The sequence below is a fragment of the Pseudomonas sp. BP6 genome, assembly GCF_017875935.1.
Lineage (GTDB): Bacteria > Pseudomonadota > Gammaproteobacteria > Pseudomonadales > Pseudomonadaceae > Aquipseudomonas > Aquipseudomonas putida_Y.
Genome location: NZ_JAGINI010000001.1, coordinates 5,303,893 through 5,317,223, shown reverse-complemented (window position 1 = coordinate 5,317,223; position 13,331 = coordinate 5,303,893). Strand labels below are relative to the sequence as shown.

Annotated in this window: 14 protein-coding genes; 8 read left to right on the top strand and 6 right to left on the bottom strand. The window is 62.2% G+C overall.

From position 1 onward, the window contains the following. Nucleotides 1-55 precede the first annotated feature (55 nt). Entirely contained in the window at nt 56-562 is a 507-nt protein-coding gene (gene def, locus J3A98_RS24125; RefSeq protein WP_003253111.1) for a peptide deformylase, read from the bottom strand. 206 nt (nt 563-768) lie between these two features. Here def and dprA point away from each other — a divergent pair, with 206 nt between their 5' ends. The 4 genes from dprA to J3A98_RS24105 all read left to right on the top strand — a co-directional run bounded on the left by dprA (nt 769) and on the right by J3A98_RS24105 (nt 4,041). Next, on the top strand, nt 769-1,866 hold the full coding sequence (gene dprA / locus J3A98_RS24120) for a DNA-processing protein DprA (RefSeq protein ID WP_019436826.1): 1,098 nt from the start codon (nt 769-771) through the stop codon (nt 1,864-1,866). A 42-nt stretch (nt 1,867-1,908) separates the two neighbouring features. Continuing rightward, nucleotides 1,909-2,466, top strand: a complete 558-nt coding sequence (locus J3A98_RS24115; RefSeq protein WP_014859478.1) for an L-threonylcarbamoyladenylate synthase — start codon at nt 1,909-1,911, stop codon at nt 2,464-2,466. Between the two features lie 334 nt (nt 2,467-2,800). Beyond that, on the top strand, nt 2,801-3,295 hold the full coding sequence (locus tag J3A98_RS24110) for a hypothetical protein (RefSeq protein WP_064492537.1): 495 nt from the start codon (nt 2,801-2,803) through the stop codon (nt 3,293-3,295). 428 nt (nt 3,296-3,723) lie between these two features. Next, on the top strand, nt 3,724-4,041 hold the full coding sequence (locus J3A98_RS24105) for a hypothetical protein (protein ID WP_020192348.1): 318 nt from the start codon (nt 3,724-3,726) through the stop codon (nt 4,039-4,041). 126 nt (nt 4,042-4,167) lie between these two features. On the opposite strand, the gene J3A98_RS24100 is transcribed toward J3A98_RS24105, so the two are convergent. Further along, entirely contained in the window at nt 4,168-5,145 is a 978-nt protein-coding gene (locus J3A98_RS24100) for an NADPH:quinone reductase (protein ID WP_209969001.1), read from the bottom strand. Nucleotides 5,146-5,279: 134 nt separating this feature from the next. Between J3A98_RS24100 and hemF the strand changes: the two genes are divergently transcribed. After that, complete coding sequence (gene hemF / locus J3A98_RS24095; RefSeq protein WP_176682979.1) at nt 5,280-6,191, top strand: oxygen-dependent coproporphyrinogen oxidase; 912 nt, start codon at nt 5,280-5,282, stop codon at nt 6,189-6,191. A 25-nt stretch (nt 6,192-6,216) separates the two neighbouring features. Then, entirely contained in the window at nt 6,217-7,041 is an 825-nt protein-coding gene (aroE, locus tag J3A98_RS24090) for a shikimate dehydrogenase (RefSeq protein WP_003253098.1), read from the top strand. A gap of 129 nt (nt 7,042-7,170) precedes the next feature. Here aroE and J3A98_RS24085 read toward each other — a convergent pair whose 3' ends face one another. The 3 genes from J3A98_RS24085 to betC all read right to left on the bottom strand — a co-directional run bounded on the left by J3A98_RS24085 (nt 7,171) and on the right by betC (nt 11,336). Then, entirely contained in the window at nt 7,171-8,736 is a 1,566-nt protein-coding gene (locus tag J3A98_RS24085; RefSeq protein ID WP_209968999.1) for a SulP family inorganic anion transporter, read from the bottom strand. Between the two features lie 144 nt (nt 8,737-8,880). Beyond that, the gene (gene choX, locus J3A98_RS24080; protein WP_209968995.1) at nt 8,881-9,804 is read right to left on the bottom strand and encodes a choline ABC transporter substrate-binding protein; all 924 of its coding nucleotides are present in this window, start codon (nt 9,802-9,804) and stop codon (nt 8,881-8,883) included. A gap of 14 nt (nt 9,805-9,818) precedes the next feature. Next, nucleotides 9,819-11,336: a choline-sulfatase gene (gene betC, locus J3A98_RS24075; RefSeq protein ID WP_209968993.1), complete on the bottom strand. Its 1,518-nt coding sequence runs from the start codon at nt 11,334-11,336 to the stop codon at nt 9,819-9,821. 108 nt (nt 11,337-11,444) lie between these two features. Between betC and J3A98_RS24070 the strand changes: the two genes are divergently transcribed. After that, nucleotides 11,445-12,344, top strand: a complete 900-nt coding sequence (locus J3A98_RS24070) for a LysR family transcriptional regulator (RefSeq protein ID WP_209968989.1) — start codon at nt 11,445-11,447, stop codon at nt 12,342-12,344. A gap of 21 nt (nt 12,345-12,365) precedes the next feature. On the opposite strand, the gene J3A98_RS24065 is transcribed toward J3A98_RS24070, so the two are convergent. After that, nucleotides 12,366-12,920, bottom strand: coding sequence for an NAD(P)H-binding protein (locus J3A98_RS24065; protein ID WP_209968986.1), 555 nt, complete (start codon nt 12,918-12,920; stop codon nt 12,366-12,368). Between the two features lie 52 nt (nt 12,921-12,972). Here J3A98_RS24065 and J3A98_RS24060 point away from each other — a divergent pair, with 52 nt between their 5' ends. Beyond that, on the top strand, nt 12,973-13,305 hold the full coding sequence (locus tag J3A98_RS24060) for a DOPA 4,5-dioxygenase family protein (RefSeq protein ID WP_003253084.1): 333 nt from the start codon (nt 12,973-12,975) through the stop codon (nt 13,303-13,305). The last annotated feature ends 26 nt before the right edge of the window (nt 13,306-13,331 follow it).

The following is a 13,331-nucleotide window of genomic DNA, read 5'->3' as shown; positions in this document are numbered from 1 at the left end:
TCTCGCTTCAAAAAAGAAAAAGGCTTGCCGGAGCAAGCCTTCAGGAAGGTGGGGATCAGGCTTGCTGGCGGTGCTGCTTTTCCAGCTTCTTCTTGATCCGGTCGCGCTTGAGCTGCGACAGGTAGTCGACGAACAGCTTGCCGTTGAGGTGGTCGAATTCGTGCTGTACGCACACTGCCAGCAGGCCTTCGCATTCCAGTTCGAACGGCTTGCCGTCGCGGTCCTGGGCCTTGACCCGGACACGCAGCGGGCGGTCGACGTTCTCGTAGAAGCCCGGTACCGACAGGCAGCCCTCCTGGTACTGGCCCATGTCATGGGTCAGCTCTTCGACCGACGGGTTGATGAAGACGCGCGGTTCGCTGCGGTCTTCGCTGAGGTCCATGACCACAACCTGCTTGTGCACGTTCACCTGGGTAGCGGCCAGGCCGATGCCAGGGGCTTCGTACATGGTTTCAAACATGTCGTCGATCAGCTGACGCAGGGCGTCGTCGAACTCCGTCACCGGTTTGGCGAGGGTGCGCAGGCGCGGGTCCGGGAATTCGAGAATGTTCAAGATGGCCATAAGGTCAGGCAGTCACTGTGCGTTCGGTTGAAAACTGAGCACACATAATAAAGGGAAACGGGGATTTCGGCACCTGGCAAGCTCGTCTAGGGTGACTATGGGCTTGATAGCCCCCAATCAATGGACAGCTTTTCAAAGTGTTACTCACAGAGTTATCCACAGCTTGTGCCACGTAAATGGCCCTGTTTCGATCAAGGATGATCTCAATGCCCAGTCACCATTCGTCGCCCTGCCCGCCTGCCGAACTGGAGGCACGCTTACGCCTGCATCGCCTCCCCGAGGCTGGACTGCGGCGCTTTCGAACGTTGCTCGAAGCCTTCGGCAGTGCCTCCTCCGCGCTCAGTGCTCCCGCTTCGGCCTGGCGAGCGTTGGGCATTCCCCAAGCCACCATCGATGCCCGGCGCAGTGCCGAGGTACGCGATGGCGCACTGGCTGCAATGGCTTGGCTGGAGCGCCCTGGCCAGCATTTGCTGATGTGGGACGGCCCAGACTACCCAGCCTTGCTGGCAGAAATCGACGATGCCCCGCCGCTGCTTTTTGTCGCTGGCGAACCTGCCTTGCTCGATCGCCCTCAGCTGGCCATCGTGGGCAGCAGACGTGCCACACCCCCGGCGCTCGACACCGCTCGGGCATTTTCCCGCTACCTCGCGCAGGCCGGCTTCACCATTACCAGCGGGCTGGCGGTGGGGGTCGACGGTGCCGCTCATCGGGCCGCGTTGCAGGCTGGCGGCGGCACGATTGCCGTGCTCGGGACGGGGTTGCAAAAACTTTATCCACAGCGCCATCGGGACCTTGCGCAGGCGATGATCGACAACGGCAGCGCGCTGGTTTCCGAGTATCCCCTGGATGCCGGGCCGCTGCCCGGCAACTTCCCCCGGCGCAACCGCATCATCAGTGGGCTGTCGCTCGGTGTGCTGGTGGTCGAGGCGAGCCTCGCCAGCGGCTCGCTGATCACGGCGCGTCTGGCGGCGGAACAAGGCCGCGAGGTGTACGCCATTCCGGGCTCCATTCATCACCCGGGGGCCAAGGGCTGTCACCAGCTGATTCGTGATGGGGCGCTGCTGGTGGAAACTGTGGAGCAGATTCTGGAAAGCTTGCAGGGTTGGCAGAACCTGCCGCCTGCGGTTGTGGACAGGTTCGACCATCCCCTGCTTGCCCTGCTGCATGCCGCCCCCCAGACCAGTGAAAGCCTGGCCCACTGTAGCGAGCAGCCGCTGGCCGACGTGCTGGCGCAGTTGACCGAGCTGGAGCTGGAAGGCCGGGTCAGCAATGAAGCCGGGCGTTGGTTTGCCCGCGCGGGCTAAGTACACTGCTCACATGCAAGGTATATAGGCGGAGAAACAGCAATGGTGAGCAGTTTTCGTGTGCAACAAGCCGCACGTGAGATCCGGGCGGGCGCGGTGATCGCCTACCCGACGGAAGCGGTCTGGGGCCTGGGCTGCGACCCATGGAACGAGGACGCGGTGTATCGCCTGTTGGCGCTGAAGTCGCGTCCTGTGGATAAAGGGCTGATTCTGATCGCTGATAACATCCGTCAGTTCGACTTCCTGTTCGAGGACTTCCCCGAAGACTGGATCGACCGCATGAGCAGCACCTGGCCGGGGCCGAACACCTGGCTGGTGCCGCACCAGGACCTGTTGCCCGAATGGGTGACCGGGCAGCATGACACGGTGGCGCTGCGGGTCAGTGATCACCCGGTGGTGCGTGAGCTGTGCGCGCTGGTGGGGCCGTTGATTTCCACCTCGTGCAACCCTGGCGGGCGCCCGGCGGCGAAGACCCGCTTGCGGGTTGAGCAGTACTTCCATGGCCAGTTGGACCTGGTGCTTGGTGGCGCGCTGGGGGGGCGGAAGAACCCGAGTGTGATTCGCAACCTGGCAACCGGCGAAGTCGTTCGCCCGGGTTGATAACAATCCACAGGCCTGGCTCGGGACTCGGGCCCCTGTGGGAGCGGGCGCGCCCGCGAAGAATACAACTCGGTGCCTGGCACGGGCTTCGCCCGTGTTCGCGGGCATGCCCGCTCCCACGAGGTTAGGGCCAATTCACCGCAGATTTTTCTGATTATGTCTCGAATGGCTGTCCGGTACTGAGTTTGGGAAATTTCTTACTCCCTGCGTCCACAGTCTTCACCTTCCCTGTATAAACCCCAGCCCCTAGCTTGCTAGCCATGCGTCGCACGTGCGGCGCTCGATCTTTGACGCTAGCAAGAACCGTCGCCAATCGGCGGGAGTACTGGGGAACATGCCGCTATTCGAAAATGCCGAGTACCTGATAAGGGCGAATCTTGAGCAGCTTGCGTCCAACCACCGGGTCAGGGCGGTGGAAATTGGTAGGTTCACCGCTGATCAGTTTGACGCGATCAATAGGCAGAAGGACGGGCAGGATTTGCCACAGCTTGAGGACCCAGGCATCGTTTTCATCGGTAGCCATGCCTACAGAAGCCGGGTAGTACGAGATGGTTACACCATCGATGACATGATTCTGCAGATCAAGGCAGCACTGGCTGCGACGTCGATCTGGAAAAGTGCCACGCACATGACTGCCCTTCGCAGCACGTTTGGTCGCGATGATGGCTATGGTAACGAGGTCTTCGATGAGGCGATTTTTGAACTGACGGCCCGCAAGCCCAAGGCAGAGCTCTATTCCATCATCCCGAAAGGGGATAGAAACAAGCCAAAAAATAAAGGCCGCTTAAGCGGCCTAAATGGCGGGGATGCACTCGCCCGGATAACTTGAAACTCAACCGGCGCACCAGCACATCCTCAAGCAGAAAGGCTACGCTTCCGAATCTGTACGGTCAAGCCGGGATCTTTTTCTCGCGTGCTATAGATGGGCCTTCTGTGGCTTTCTAAGTGATCAGGGTTTTCTGATTTTTGCCAAAATGTCTGTCCAGCTGGGCACTTCGGAAATATCCTACGACCCGCGTCTCCTTCCATCACCTTCTAAGTGGGAACCTCTGCCTCTAGGCTCTATCCGTCGCCGAATAACTTGGCGATCGGGTGTGGTAGCCCGGATGCATTTTTTCCATGACAGTCTATGGTGGCTGTGCGTGGGAGGCTTTCGAGCCTGCCTGGATTGGAAAATGCCCGGGTCTACCACCTCGCGTACAGTCGCCACCCATTCACGTGGTAGTGAAGGTTGGCGGCCTTGAGGAGCATTTTCCAATGATGAAGAAAATAGTCCCCGATCCACCTCTCCCATGCACCTCCACCCGCCCCTTCGGCCGCTGCGATGCCGGCCACGATCCACTCTTCACCGTCAACCCAAACATTTCTGCCGAGGACGCTCTGGTCCACGTAGCCCTGTACCTGCGCAGCGCTTACGAAACCGGCTACAAAGCTTTGGACTACATGCGTGAGGAAGGCCGTGGCATGTTCTGGTCGAACCTGCATGCGATTGAGATGGCTGAGGGTGTGATCGAGGCGATACTCGATGGCATCGAGTCGACTCCACCGCCGACAAACCGACCCTCACAGGCGTAGCGAAGCTATCGAAGCCGACGCAGTACCTGTGGGAGCGGGCTTGCCCGCGAACACCGGCAAAGCCGGTGCCATCCATCGCGGTGGCTTCTTCGCGGGTAAACCCGCTCCTACATGAATGTGTGTGGCTCAGGGGATTAGTACAGTCGATCCTACAGTCCGCCGCGCCGACAGCTCTGCCTGCGCCTGGGCCGCCTCGCTCAGTGGATACCGCTGCTGGATATCCACAACCAGCTTCCTGCTCGCAATCATCGCAAACAGGTCATCGGCCATGGCCTGGGTGTTCTCGGCATTGTTGGCATAGGTGGCCAAGGTCGGCCGGGTGACATACAGCGAGCCCTTTTGCGCCAGGATCCCCAGGTTCACCCCGCTCACCGCACCGGAAGCATTGCCAAAGCTCACCATCAACCCACGCGGGCGCAGGCAGTCCAGCGAGGTCAGCCAGGTGTCGGCACCCACGCCGTCATACACCACCGGGCATTTCTTGCCGTCGGTCAGCTCCAGTACGCGCTTGGCCACATCTTCACGGCTGTAGTCGATGGTCGCCCAAGCCCCCAGCGCCTTGGCCCGCTCTGCCTTCTCGGCAGAGCTCACGGTGCCGATCAGCTTGGCGCCCAGGGCCTTGGCCCACTGGCAGGCCAGCGACCCTACACCACCGGCTGCGGCATGGAACAGGATCACATCACCCGCCTTCACCTCATAGGTCTGCTTCAGCAGGTACTGTACGGTCAAACCCTTGAGCATCACCGCCGCCGCCTGCTCGAAGCTGATGGTGTCCGGCAGCTTGACCAGGTTGGCTTCCGGTAGCGTATGCACCTCGCTGTAGGCGCCCAGCGGGCCGCCGGCATGTGCCACACGGTCTCCTACCTTCAGCCGGGACACGCCTTCGCCCACGGCCTCTACCACACCTGCCGCTTCGGTACCCAGGCCAGAAGGCAGGGACGGCGGCGCATACAGCCCGCTTCGGAAGTAGGTGTCGATGAAGTTCAGGCCGATCGCATGGTTACGCACACGCACCTGTTGTGGCCCGGGCGGGGTGGGTTCGAATTCCACAAACTGCAGCACTTCCGGGCCGCCATGCTGGCTGAACTGGATACGCTTGGCCATCTCGCACTCCTGTAGTCGGGATCGGGAAAGGCCTTCTATCGGACGCCTTTGCTTGGTCGTCGTCAACTGCGGCGCGCGCGCTGGCGGTGGTATGCTACGCGGCGAATTCTTCCCTGCCCGTTCCTGGTGACCCGATGACTAGCCGCACCGAGGCCGTGAAAGCCTACCTGCTCGACCTGCAAGACCGCATCTGCTCTGCCCTCGAAACAGAAGACGGCGGTGCCCGCTTCGTCGAGGACGCCTGGGTGCGCGAAGCCGGTGGCGGGGGCCGCACGCGGGTTATCGGTGAGGGCAAAGTGATCGAAAAAGGTGGGGTCAACTTCTCCCATGTGTTTGGTGCCGGCCTGCCGCCGTCGGCCAGTGCCCACCGCCCCGAACTGGCAGGCCGTGGTTTCGAAGCCTTGGGCGTGTCGCTGGTGATACACCCGCACAACCCGCATGTGCCCACTTCCCACGCCAACGTTCGCTTCTTCATCGCCGAAAAGGAAGGTGAAGAGGCCGTATGGTGGTTCGGCGGCGGTTTTGACCTGACGCCATACTATGGCAACGAAGAAGACTGCATTCATTGGCACCGAGTGGCCGAGCAGGCCTGCGCGCCGTTTGGCGCCGACGTGTACCCACGCTATAAAGCCTGGTGCGATCGCTACTTCCACCTCAAGCACCGTGGCGAGCCACGGGGTATTGGCGGCTTGTTCTTCGATGACCTGAACGAGTGGGACTTCGACACTTGCTTCGCCTTCATCCGCGCCATTGGCGATGCCTTCGTCGACGCCTACCTGCCGATCGTCCAGCGCCGCAAGAACACGCCCTACACCCCGCAGCAGCGCGAGTTCCAGGAATACCGCCGCGGCCGCTACGTGGAGTTCAACCTGGTCTACGACCGTGGCACCCTGTTCGGCCTGCAATCCGGTGGCCGCACCGAATCCATCCTCATGTCGCTGCCACCGCAGGTGCGTTGGGGCTATGACTGGAAGGCCGCGCCTGGTAGTGAAGAGGCGCGCCTGACAGAGTATTTCCTGCAGGACCGCGACTGGCTCGGCCAGTAAGCCTGTGGATAAACAAGGAGCCGTCATGGACCAGTACGTCGTTTTTGGTAACCCCATCGGCCACAGCAAGTCGCCGCTGATCCACCGCCTGTTCGCCGAGCAGACCGGTCAGGACCTGGAATATGCCACGCTGCTGGCGCCGCTGGACGAATTCAGCGACTGCGCGCGCGGCTTCTTCAAGCAAGGCAGTGGCGGCAACGTCACCGTGCCGTTCAAGGAAGAGGCTTACCGCCTGTGCGACAGCCTGACCCCGCGTGCCCGGCGCGCAGGCGCAGTGAACACGCTGAGCAAGCTGGCTGATGGCACCCTGCAGGGCGACAACACCGACGGCGCTGGCCTGGTGCGCGACCTGACGGTGAATGCCGGGGTCGAGCTGGCGGGCAAGCGCATTCTCATCCTCGGTGCCGGTGGCGCCGTGCGCGGCGTGCTGGAGCCTATTCTGGCGCACAAGCCGCAGTCGCTGGTGATTGCCAACCGTACTGTGGAAAAGGCCGAGCAGCTGGCGCGCGAGTTCGATGAACTGGGGCCGGTGGTGGCCAGCGGGTTTGCCTGGTTGCAGGAACCTGTGGATGTGATCATCAACGCCACCTCGGCGAGCCTGGCCGGGGAATTACCACCGATTGCCGACAGCCTGGTCGAGGCGGGTCGTACGGTTTGCTACGACATGATGTATGGCAAGGAGCCGACGCCGTTTTGCCAGTGGGCGACCAAGCTGGGGGCTGCCAAGGTGCTGGATGGGTTGGGGATGCTGGCCGAGCAGGCGGCTGAAGCCTTCTTTATCTGGCGTGGCGTGAGGCCGGATACGGCGCCGGTGTTGGCTGAACTGCGCCGGCAACTCGCTCGGGGCTGAGATGGCCGGGGCCGCTTTGCGGCCCTATCGCGACGCAAGGCCGTTCCCACAAAGTACGTCGTACGCCGATCCGCTGTGGGAGCGGCCTTGCGTCGCGATGGGCTGCAAAGCAGCCCCAGAATCCCAACCTCATTCCTCAAACCGGATCGGGCATAACTCCACCCCTTCCAGCTTCTGCAACTCCTCGATCACCTGCGGCCTGGCCCGGTGCAAGGTCAAACTCCCCCCCAATCGCCGCAACCGCCGCGCCTCGCGGTGCAACATATCCACACCCGAGTAATCGATGAAATTCACCTGCCGGGCATCGATCACTACATGCGGCCCCTGGCAGCGCTGCAAGCGCACCTGCAGGTAATGCGCCGCACCAAAGAAAATCGACCCACCTACCCGCAATACATCCGCGTCCCCTTCACGGCTTTGTTGGATCCGTGGTCGTGAGGTGCGCTTCAAATAGAAGAACAGCGAAGCCAGCACGCCGGCATAGATGGCCGTCTGCAGCTCCAGCAGCAATGTCGCTGCAGCCGTCAGCGCCATCACCAGAAACTCAGAGCGGCTGACCCGGAACAATGCACGGATCCCTCGGTGGTCCACCAACCCCCAGCAGATCAGCAAAATGCTGCCGGCCATGGCCGGTATCGGCAGGTGCGCGATCAGGCCGGCGCCGGTCACCGCGAACAACGCCACCCACAGCGCCGAAAACACCCCGGCCATGGGCGAGCGGGCGCCCGCCTCATAGCTCAGGCCCGAGCGGGTGAAGGAACCGGCAGACAGGTAACCAGAGAAAAATGCACCGGCAATGTTCGACAGGCCCTGTGCGCGTATTTCCTGGTCCGGGTCGATCAGTTGTTCTGAACGTGCCGACAACGAACGGGCAATCGACAGACTGGTGACCAACCCCAGCATGCCTACCGCCACGGCGCTGGGCAGCAGACGCAACATGAGCTCCACGTCCAGCAAAGGCAGCGGGCTGAAAGGCGGGAGTTGCCCGGTGAACGCTGCCACCCGCGGCACATGGCCAAAGAAGCCCGGCATCAGCCAGGCCAGCAAGCTGACCAGGATCAGGCTTATCAACAGGCTCGGCCAGCGTGGGCGCCAGAGTTTGAAGGCCACACCGATCACGACGGTGGCCAGGCCCAGCAGCAAGGAAGGCACGTCGACCTCGCCTGCGTGGCTGGCCAGGTCCTGTACGGTCATCAGCGCGGTGGCCTGGCTGGGCAGGGCCATGCCCAGCAGGTTGGGTAGCTGGCCCAAGGCAATGACGATGGCGGCACCCAGCGTGAAGCCGAGCACCACGGAATGGGAGACGAAGTTGACCAGCGCGCCGAAGCGCAACAGCCCGAGCAGCAGCTGGAAAAGGCCGCCAAGGAAGGTCAGCAGCAACACCAGCGTGATGTAGTCAGCGCTGCCGGCCACGGCCAGCGGGCTGATGCTGGTGTAGAGCACGATGGAAATGGCCGCGGTCGGGCCGCAGATCAGGTACCAGGAAGAGCCCCACAGGCAGGCAATCAGTACCGGCACAACGGCAGCATAGAGCCCGTATTCGGCGGGCAGGCCGGCGATCAGGGCGTAGGCGATGGATTGCGGCAGGGCGAGGATGGCGCCGCTCAGGCCTACCAGCAGGTCCTGGCGCAGGCTGCGGCCCGATTGGCGGGGAAGCCAGGTGAGGAAGGGCAGCAGTAAAGAGAGGCGATGCATGGGTTATCCACAATCCTTAAGGGGTCGCCAAGCCCTGTGGGAGCGGGCATGCCCGCGAAAAAGCCAACGCGTTGCTTGGCACCGGCTTTGCCGGTGTTCGCGGGCGCGCCCGCTCCCACAGGGTTGGTGTGTTGCTTTGTGAGATTACAGTTTGGCTTTGACGGCCTCCAGGGCATCCCCATCGGCCTTGGTGGTGACCCCGGCCAACCACCCATCCAATCGTTCAGGATGCGCTTTCACCCAGGCCTTGGCCGCTTCATCGAAACTGATCTTCTTGTCCACCACCTCGGCCATGATGCTGTTTTCCATGTCCAGTGTGAACTTAAGGTTACCTAGCAGCTTCGCGGCATTCGGGCAGGCTTGTGGATAACCCTTGCGGGTCAGCGTGTATACCTCGCCTTTGCTGCCGAACCACTTTTCACCACCGGTCAGGTAGTGCATTTTCAGCTTCACGTTCATCGGGTGCGGGGTCCAGCCAAGGAAGGTGATGAATTGCTGCTTCTTCACCGCCCGGTCGACCTGGGCCAGCATCGCCTGCTCGCTGGACTCCACCAGCTTCCACTGGCCGAGGTTGAATTCATTCTTGTCGATGATTTTCTTGAGCGACAGGTTGGCCGGGGCGCCGGAGCCGATTCCGTACAGCTTTTTGTCGAACTGCCCGGCGTGTTTTTGCAGGTCAGCGAAGTCCTTCACCCCGGCATTCCACACATAGTCGGGCACTGCGAGGGTGAACTCGGTTCCCTCCAGGTTGCGCGACAGCTGCTGCACATCGCCGTTGGCGATGAACTTGTCATGGAAACCTTGATGTGCGGGCATCCAGTTGCCGAGGAAGGCGTCGACCTGGCCGTCCTTGAGGCCGCCGTAGATGATCGGTACGGCCAGGCTGTCGATCTTCACCTGGTAACCCAGGCTTTCCAGTAACAGGCGTGCCACGGCATTGGTTGAGGCAATATCACTCCAGCCGGGGTCGGCCATTTTCACGGTACTGCATTGCGTATCGCTGTCTGCGGCGTGGGCCGTGGTGGCGCTCAGGGCCAGGGCGAACACGGCGGCGGAGAACTTGTGCATGGCGGCCTCTCTTCTCAATCCAGGGGGGCGGGCTGTGGATAACGTGCCTTGCGTTCGAGGTCATCGAGATCGATGTGGTTGCGCATGTACTGTTGGCTGGCATCCACCAGTGGTTGGTGGTCCCAGCTTTTCAGCTTGCCGATGGCCAGCGCTTCGGCCACCAGCCGGCGGCGGCGCTGGCTGGCCAGTACCTGCTGGCGCAGGCTGGGGATGTCCCAGCGCAGTTGCGCTTCATCGACAAATGCCTGTAGCAGCGTCTGGTGGTCCGGGCTGCCGGCGAGGTTTTCCCGCTCGTGCGGGTCGCGGCTCAGGTCATAGAGTAGACATGGGTCGTCTTCGCTGTACACGAACTTGTAGTGCCCGCGGCGGATCATCATCAGCGGGCCGACGGTGCCTTCGGCCATGTACTCGCCGATCACCTCGTCGTGACCGCCCTGCCCTTGCAGGTGGCCCAGCAGTGAGCGGCCATCCAGATGCAGGTCTTTATCCACAGCGCCGCCAGCCAGTTCGACCAAGGTTGGCAACAGGTCGCAGGTCGACACCGAGGCAGTGACCCGGCCCGCTGCGAAGTGCTTCGGCGCATGGATCAGCAGCGGCACCCGCGCCGACATTTCGAACCAGTGCATTTTGTACCAGAGGCCACGTTCGCCAAGCATGTCGCCGTGGTCGCCGGAAAACACGATCAGTGTGTCATCGGCCAGGTTGCATTCCTCCAGGGTCTGCAGCAGTTGGCCAATGTTGTCATCGATATAGCTGCACGCGCCGAAGTAGGCGCGGCGGGCGTCGCGGACCTTGTCCACAGGCAATGGCTTGTCCCACAGGTCGTAGACCTTCAGCAAGCGCTGTGAATGCGGGTCGAGTGCTGCCTGGCTGAACTCGGCACGGGGCATGGGGATATCCACACCTTCGTAGCGGTCCCAGTAGCGTTTGGGAATGGTGTAGGGGTCGTGCGGGTGCGTCATCGAAACGGTCAGGCAAAATGGCCGGCCATCGTTTTCGCGCACATGGTCGTACAGGTACTGGCGCGCCTTGAACACCACCTCCTCGTCGAAATCCAGCTGATTGGTGCGCACGCACGGACCCGCCTGCAGCACCGAGGACATGTTGTGGTACCAGCTTGGACGCACATCGGGTTCGTCCCAGTTCACCGTCCAACCGTAGTCGGCCGGGTAGATGTCGCTGGTCAGGCGTTCTTCATAGCCGTGCAACTGGTCGGGGCCGCAGAAGTGCATCTTGCCTGACAGCGCAGTGCGGTAGCCCAGGCGACGCAGGTAATGGGCGTAGGTCGGCACATCGGCAGGGAAGTCGGCCGCGTTATCGTAGGCGCCAATACGGCTGGGCAACTGACCGCTGACCAGGGTGAAGCGTGATGGCGCGCACAGTGGGCTGTTGCAGTAGGCCGAGTCGAACACCACGGCGTGCTCGGCCAGGCGGCCGAGGTGCGGCATCTGGATGGGCGAAGGGCCGTAGATCGGCAGCAAGGGCGCGGCCATCTGGTCGGCCATGATGAACAGGATATTCGGACGCGTCATGGGGGCTTCCATCGTTGAGGGTTATGCGAACCGCTTGCCTACCAAGATGCGACTGTGGATAACATGGGTAAAGCCCATGGCGGGCAATGACTGGGATTAGCTACGCTTATGTTTGACCACCTTGCCGGGTTGTCGCTGGATACCTTGCGTGTATTCGAGGCTGCTGCGCGCCTGCGTGGCTTTACCGCTGCGGCGCTGGAGTTGGGTACCACGCAGCCGGCAGTGAGCCAGCAGGTGAAGCGCCTGGAGGCACAGTTGGGCACGCGCCTGTTTGACCGCATTTACCGGGGCATCGAGCTGACCGAGGCTGGCCAGGTGCTGTTCGAACAGGTGCAACAGGGGCTGCAGGCCATGGATGACGGTATCGCCCAGGCCAGCGGGCGTGGCCAGCATGAAGTGCTGCAGGTGGCCACCGACTTTGCCTTTGCGGCGTTCTGGTTGATGCCAAGGCTGCAACGCTTTCATGAGGCTTATCCACAGGTGGATGTGAGCCTGGTGACGGGTGAGCGCAGCCAGGGCATGTTGCGCCCGGACATCGATGTGGCGGTGCTGTTTGGCGATGGACGCTTTCATCAAGGAGAAAGCCGGTGGCTATTCGATGAGGAAGTCTTCCCGGTGTGCAGCCCCCGCCTGACTCATGGCAAAGCCTTGTCAGCTGTGGCTTTGCAACGATTGCCGCTGTTGCATTTGAAGGGCGAGCAGGCCAGCCGCTGGTTTGACTGGGCGGGGGTATTTCGTGGGTTTGGTGTGACCAGCCCACCGCCAGCGGGGCAGTTGCGGTTTGATAACTATACGTTGCTGATTCAGGCAGCGATTGCCGGGCAAGGGGTGGCGATTGGCTGGGGGCACCTGGTGGATGGCTTGGTGGAGCAAGGGTTGCTGTGTCGGCCGTTGGAGGGGAGCTTGCGTTCGCAACGCGGCTATTACGCGGTGTTGCCACCGCGCAAGCGGCGTGGAGCGTTGATCGAGCGGTTCGTGGATTGGTTGGAGCAGGAGCGCAACCGCTGAGCCCCGAGGCTGCGCGGTCATCTAGACCACGAAGTTCAGATGCTCGCCCCGGTGCAGGTCCAGTTCCAGCATATCCACGATCCCCGCCGCCACGCGCGCCCACGCCGCGTCCGGCAGCGCCTGCGGCGTATTGATCAAGGTCCAGCGCAGCGCGCTGCGCTGCAACCCATCAACTACCTGATCCACGTTCCCCCGCTCTGCTGGGCTGTACTTGTTCGGCTCATCCAGCACAGCGAAATCGCCCACCAGCAACAGCCGGCGTATAGTCGTACGCTCAAGCCCCGTCACCAGCGCCTCGCTCAGGCGTGCTTGCCCTGGCAGGTCACCTGGCGCCAGCGTCGATAGAAGGGCGATTACCGCTGAGCCGCCTGCCGCGCCCTGCTCCGCCTGGTCGGCACTGTTCAGCCCGCCTATCTTGAAGTGCAGGCCGGGGCGGGCGGTGTGGCGGTTGAGGTCATCCACCACGGCGATGACTTCGTGCTGGCGCGACAGCAGCTCGACCATCAGGGCATTGCCCAGGCTGCTTTCAGGCCCGAACAGGACCAGTTTGAACACTGGGGTTTCGGCGTTTTTCACTGCATCACTCCCGTTGCAGGTGGTGATGGTTGGACCGCAATCAGGAGTTATCGTGCAGAGGATCAAGGGTTACCACGCCCACGTTTATTACGACGCAGCCACTATGGAGCAGGCCCGGGAACTGTGCGAGGAGGCGGCGCGGCTGTTTCCCGTGACCATGGGGCGCATGCACCAGAAACCGGTTGGGCCGCATCCGGACTGGAGTTGCCAACTGGCGTTCGGGCCGGAAGTGGTGGGGGTGGTTTTGCCCTGGTTGGCGCTGTACCGCAAGGGCCTGGTGGTATTCATGCATCCGGAAACCGGGGATGAACTGGCGGATCACCGGGATCATGCGATCTGGATGGGGGCCGTGCGGCCACTGAATCTGTCGATTTTTGGGGGCTAGGCGGGGGTAGCCTGTGCCGGCCTATT

Bases quoted from the DNA above. Each gene is read 5' to 3' on its own strand.
- J3A98_RS24085 (WP_209968999.1), bottom strand. From the start codon at position 8,736: ATGCATCGCCTCTCTTTACTGCTGCCCTTCCTCACCTGGCTTCCCCGC.
- J3A98_RS24105 (WP_020192348.1), top strand. From the start codon at position 3,724: ATGATGAAGAAAATAGTCCCCGATCCACCTCTCCCATGCACCTCCACC.
- J3A98_RS24115 (WP_014859478.1), top strand. From the start codon at position 1,909: ATGGTGAGCAGTTTTCGTGTGCAACAAGCCGCACGTGAGATCCGGGCG.
- J3A98_RS24070 (WP_209968989.1), top strand. From the start codon at position 11,445: ATGTTTGACCACCTTGCCGGGTTGTCGCTGGATACCTTGCGTGTATTC.
- choX (WP_209968995.1), bottom strand. From the start codon at position 9,804: ATGCACAAGTTCTCCGCCGCCGTGTTCGCCCTGGCCCTGAGCGCCACC.
- hemF (WP_176682979.1), top strand. From the start codon at position 5,280: ATGACTAGCCGCACCGAGGCCGTGAAAGCCTACCTGCTCGACCTGCAA.
- def (WP_003253111.1), bottom strand. From the start codon at position 562: ATGGCCATCTTGAACATTCTCGAATTCCCGGACCCGCGCCTGCGCACC.
- dprA (WP_019436826.1), top strand. From the start codon at position 769: ATGCCCAGTCACCATTCGTCGCCCTGCCCGCCTGCCGAACTGGAGGCA.
- betC (WP_209968993.1), bottom strand. From the start codon at position 11,336: ATGACGCGTCCGAATATCCTGTTCATCATGGCCGACCAGATGGCCGCG.
- J3A98_RS24110 (WP_064492537.1), top strand. From the start codon at position 2,801: ATGCCGCTATTCGAAAATGCCGAGTACCTGATAAGGGCGAATCTTGAG.
- J3A98_RS24100 (WP_209969001.1), bottom strand. From the start codon at position 5,145: ATGGCCAAGCGTATCCAGTTCAGCCAGCATGGCGGCCCGGAAGTGCTG.
- aroE (WP_003253098.1), top strand. From the start codon at position 6,217: ATGGACCAGTACGTCGTTTTTGGTAACCCCATCGGCCACAGCAAGTCG.